Origin of the sequence: Bacillus sp. V33-4 (assembly GCF_002860225.1) — a bacterium.
Lineage (GTDB): Bacteria > Bacillota > Bacilli > Bacillales > Cytobacillaceae > Bacillus_BJ > Bacillus_BJ canaveralius.
Window position 1 is genome coordinate 1 of sequence record NZ_PGVC01000097.1, and the last position, 4,340, is coordinate 4,340.

The window sequence follows — 4,340 nt, forward strand, 5'->3', positions numbered from 1 at the left end:
GTTGACCCTTAACCGGTACAGCTATGTCCATAACAATCCGGTCAACTTTACGGATCCATCAGGTCACTGTGAAACGACGAGTGATTCAGACGATACGTATTGCATCCCGAAACCGAAACCACCAACGGGCGGAGGGAATGGCGGAAGCACACCACCTCCGCCAGCACCAAAACCAGGTTCTGGAGGATCCGGTGGATCTGGAGGAGGAACAGGCGGAAGCGGAGGATCCGGTGGAGGAGGATCATCGGGTGGGTCTGAAGATCCAGTTGAGGAACCAGTAGATCCCGGACCAACCAAGGAAGAACTGCTTGCCATGGCCATAGCTGAATTTAATAACAGAGCAGGAAATATTCCTTCCAATATGTACAAACCTACTAAACATAAATACTCAGTATATGATGGATATAACATGCATTTTGATAGTAAAAGAAAAGTACTAGGGGGAATTAATCAGCCTGACCTTAGTTGGGGACATGTAACTGCAAGTACTGTCAATTACTGGTTTATGGAAGATATTCACACTTTATTGAATTACCGTAGTGCCTCTAAAGAGGATGTATTTCTAGCCGCTGCTGGGTTATTATATAAACCGGGTAAAGTTGTCGATTTAGCGAAGGCAAGTAAGGGTATAAGTAAAGGGGAACAAGTATTAGATAAAGTCAAGACATATGAACAAGCTAGAAATAAAGCACTAGACCTAGTTGGAGATTTAGGACCAAATTCAAAACCATATACAGGAACTCTTAAGTCAAGTGCTGGATATGGAAAAGTAGTTGGTAGACAGTCAGCTGATGGAAAAGTAAGATGGAGATTAGATTATGACCCTAATAAGGGGACTCATATAAATATTGAAGATTTTCGTAATGGTAAAGGGGCTAATGCCCGAAAAATAGTTATTCCATTTGAGGGTAACGAAAATACCTTTAAATCTTTATTAAAACATTTGGATAGATAAGGGGAATTTGAATGAGTTTACTTGATGAGTGTATTGAAGCCTTAGGTGAGAATGTCCACATCTTATCTGAAACTGATAGAGAGAAAGTAATTAGAGATTTTGAGAGTTCTTTTCCATTTACAGAGTGGGGGCGTATTGAATGGGAGAATGTAACTTATCATGCTGATGTGAGTACAGTTGATGAGATAATCTCCTTTTTAAACCAAAACATTGATGAATACAGCAATGTTATATATGTAATTTGGGATGAAGGGACATTACCTATAATCCAATCTGATTTAGATAAAGTATTAGAAGTAATAGATGATGTTACTGCTGTAAGTTTTGATACTTGGATATTTTCACCATATTCAGGATATGTTATTGAAATATTTCATGACGGTGAAGTAAAAATAGGATTAAAGTAAAATATCATTGGATTAACCCTCAGAAGAGAAGTTATACTTCACTCTTTTGAGGGTTGTTTTATTAGTGACAGAGTGCCGAATTAACAACTTTTTATCCAAAGATTAGAGAAAACGGTTATAATTCCTGCATAAAGTTTTCCAAAATTATAGAGTACGTACAATCACTATAAAACTTATGCCCTATTTGATGTATTTCATTTCCTGCAAATTGTCGTAAAATTATCAGACACCACCGTTTTCATCCTCCAAAACCTTACCTTTGCTTTCTCTCTGCCTTTTAAAACATTATCGCAACTTTTACGTACATAGAACGATTACTATGGCGAGAGGTTACTCCACCTCAATTAACTCCTGAATGTCAATGTCTAACACTTTGCATACCGTTTCTAGTGTCGAAAGATAAACCCTGTCTACGTTGTCTGAACAAAGATGGCTTATCGTATTAGGCCGCAGCCCTGCCATTCGTGCTAATTCACGTTGTGAAAGGTCACGTTCTTTAAGGATTTCCTTTAGTTTGATGGATATTGGCATGGTATTTCCCTTCCTCTTCTTCATGTTACTTTTACAATACACAATAAATTTGTATCGGTAAAGGGGTTTATTGTATCGCTAAAGCCGCATACAATGAATTTATATTAAATATAGCGTCTAAGCGTTACGTTAATCTGAATTTGCGTAACGGAGGGGGAAAATACCATGAATGTTATCGGATATATTCGAGTATCCACACAAGGACAAGCAAAGGATGGATACAGCCTTGCTTACCAAGAAGATGAAATCAAGGCATATTGTGAAGCTCAAGGATACACGCTTTTACGCTTGTTTAAGGACGAGGGTATCAGTGGGGCTAAAGTAGACGAAGAAGCGTTAGAAGTGGATAGAATAGGCTTTCAGGAGATGTTGGAGTATCTCTCCCACCATGAGGTGGATTATGTTGTCACGCTGAATAAAAGCCGTTTATGGCGGTCAGACATCGTGAAAGTGTTGGTTCATCGGGAATTGAAAAAGTTTGGAGTGGACATTCGGAGTATTGAACAAACAGCCGCAATACAGTATTCACAAGAAAGACCCTAGTGACTTTTTAATCAATGGTTTAATGGAGTTATTAGACCAATATCAACGATTTGAAATCGCATTAAAGCTAGGGAGAGGACGAAACAAGAAAGCCCAACAGGGCGGCTATGCAGGAGGAAATGTTGCATTAGGATACAAAGTGAAGAAAGGTCAGAAAAGCCTTGTCATAGACGATAGACAGGCACAGACCGTACAAAGAGTGTTTGACCTTAAGGAACAGTATCCTTCATGGTCTTTAACACAACTAGCAGAACGACTGAATGAGGAAGGACATCGAACAAAACAAGGAAAGTTGTTTACGAAAGTCCAAGTCAAACGGATTTTAGATAGAAAAGCGTTTTATAGTGGTTTATACCACTACGGAGACATAACAGCAAATGGCAAACATCAAGCCATATTATAACGGTTAACAGATAGAGAATGGATAAGCTTTCGTACCCTTGCGAGTCTCTATGAGACTAACGCTCGACCTAAGGTTGCCGACATTCTCTGTCTTGCTTTAGCCGTTCAATCTAATATAGGGGTGAGTTTTTCTGATGAGAAGAGATAAGTATATTTATATAGGGCTAGATTTACACAAGTTTCAACATACAGCGGTGATATTGGATTGTTGGCATGAAAAGCTAGGGGAAATGACTTTTCAAAATAAGCCATCCATATTTCCAAGTTTATCAGAATATGTGAATAGTTATCTATCAGAAGGTTTGACCCCTGTATTTGGATTAGAAGATGTGGGCGGCTATGGAAGAGATTTAGCTTTATATCTGATAGAACGAGGCTACATTGTAAAATTCGTTAATTCCTCTTTATCCAATGCAGAACGAAACAGTTATGCCATGACTGAAAAGAACGATAGTTGGGACGCTCAATGTGTGGCAAGGGTTTTAATACGTGACCTACCGTATTTGCCTGAAGCTACACCATCGGATATTCATTGGATAATTGCACAACTTGTTGGTAGAAGAAACGCTTTAGTGAAAACACAAACCGCTTTAAAAAACCAACTGCATATGCAATTAAACTATCATTATCCAAGCTACAAGGAGTTCTTTTCAGAAGTTGATGGAAAAACAGCATTAGCGTTTTGGGAAAGCTATCCTTCTCCATCTCATTTGGGTGGGAAACCGTAGAGGGATGAGAGCATTTCTATTAGAACCCAGTGGTAATTCTTGTTCGACTAGAAAAGCAGAACAAATATTATCCCTTGTTCAAGCTGATGGAGAAGTAATACGAGAATATCAGACATCTAGAGATTTTATTATTCAAAGCATAGTGAGAGATATCCGCTTTAAGAAACAGGAAATCAAAAAGGTGGATAAAGAGTTAAAGGTGATTGTTCAGACATTAGGTATGCAGCTTGAGACTATGCCAGGGATTGATAGGTAACTTCATCCGCTTTAATTGCAGAAATTGGAGACATTCATCGGTTCGCTAACTCTGATAAACTTGCAAGGTATGCAGGAATAGCCTCAATCAGAATGGGTTCGGGCGGTAAGGAAACGATGAAGAAAACCAAGCAAGGCAACAGAAAGCTATATGATGTGTTTTACAACTTAGCTGTCCAACAAGTTCAAGTATGTAAAGGGAGTAAAATCCCTCGTAACCATGTCTTTTACACTTACTATAATCAGAAATTGAAAGAAGGAAAATCCAAGTCACAAGCCCTGCTTTATATTATGAGAAGATTAGTCAGAATAATCTATGGTATGATGAAAAATAAAACGGCTTATATCCTGCCTGAAATGCCTGAAACGAAGGTAAGCTAAATAAATTGGGTGGTGGTTGAATAAACTGCCACCTTTTCATAAAGTACATTTTTAGATGTTCCTAAGGGTACGGTAAAAGCTTCTAAAGGTTGGAAAGTTGGAGACGATGTATATAAGCCAACTTCTAAAGGAAATGAA

General features: G+C 38.4%; 2 protein-coding genes and 3 pseudogenes. 4 read left to right on the forward strand and 1 reads right to left on the reverse strand.

Annotated features, from left to right (window positions below; translation table 11 throughout):
* Window positions 1–955 (forward strand): annotated as a pseudogene (locus CVD23_RS22650) (hypothetical protein); the annotation flags it as partial.
* A gap of 11 nt (window positions 956–966) precedes the next feature.
* Window positions 967–1,362: a CDI toxin immunity protein gene (locus CVD23_RS21560; protein ID WP_101579566.1), complete on the forward strand. Its 396-nt coding sequence runs from the start codon at window positions 967–969 to the stop codon at window positions 1,360–1,362.
* Window positions 1,363–1,692: 330 nt separating this feature from the next.
* On the opposite strand, the gene CVD23_RS21565 is transcribed toward CVD23_RS21560, so the two are convergent.
* Entirely contained in the window at window positions 1,693–1,893 is a 201-nt protein-coding gene (locus CVD23_RS21565; protein WP_101579565.1) for a helix-turn-helix domain-containing protein, read from the reverse strand.
* A gap of 165 nt (window positions 1,894–2,058) precedes the next feature.
* Here CVD23_RS21565 and CVD23_RS21570 point away from each other — a divergent pair.
* A pseudogene (locus CVD23_RS21570) lies at window positions 2,059–2,839 on the forward strand (recombinase family protein).
* A 133-nt stretch (window positions 2,840–2,972) separates the two neighbouring features.
* Window positions 2,973–4,202, forward strand: a pseudogene (locus CVD23_RS21575) (IS110 family transposase).
* The last annotated feature ends 138 nt before the right edge of the window (window positions 4,203–4,340 follow it).

Excerpts from the sequence above, each read along its gene's own strand:
- CVD23_RS21560 (WP_101579566.1), top strand. The coding sequence starts at position 967 with ATGAGTTTACTTGATGAGTGTATTGAAGCCTTAGGTGAGAATGTCCAC.
- CVD23_RS21565 (WP_101579565.1), bottom strand. The coding sequence starts at position 1,893 with ATGCCAATATCCATCAAACTAAAGGAAATCCTTAAAGAACGTGACCTT.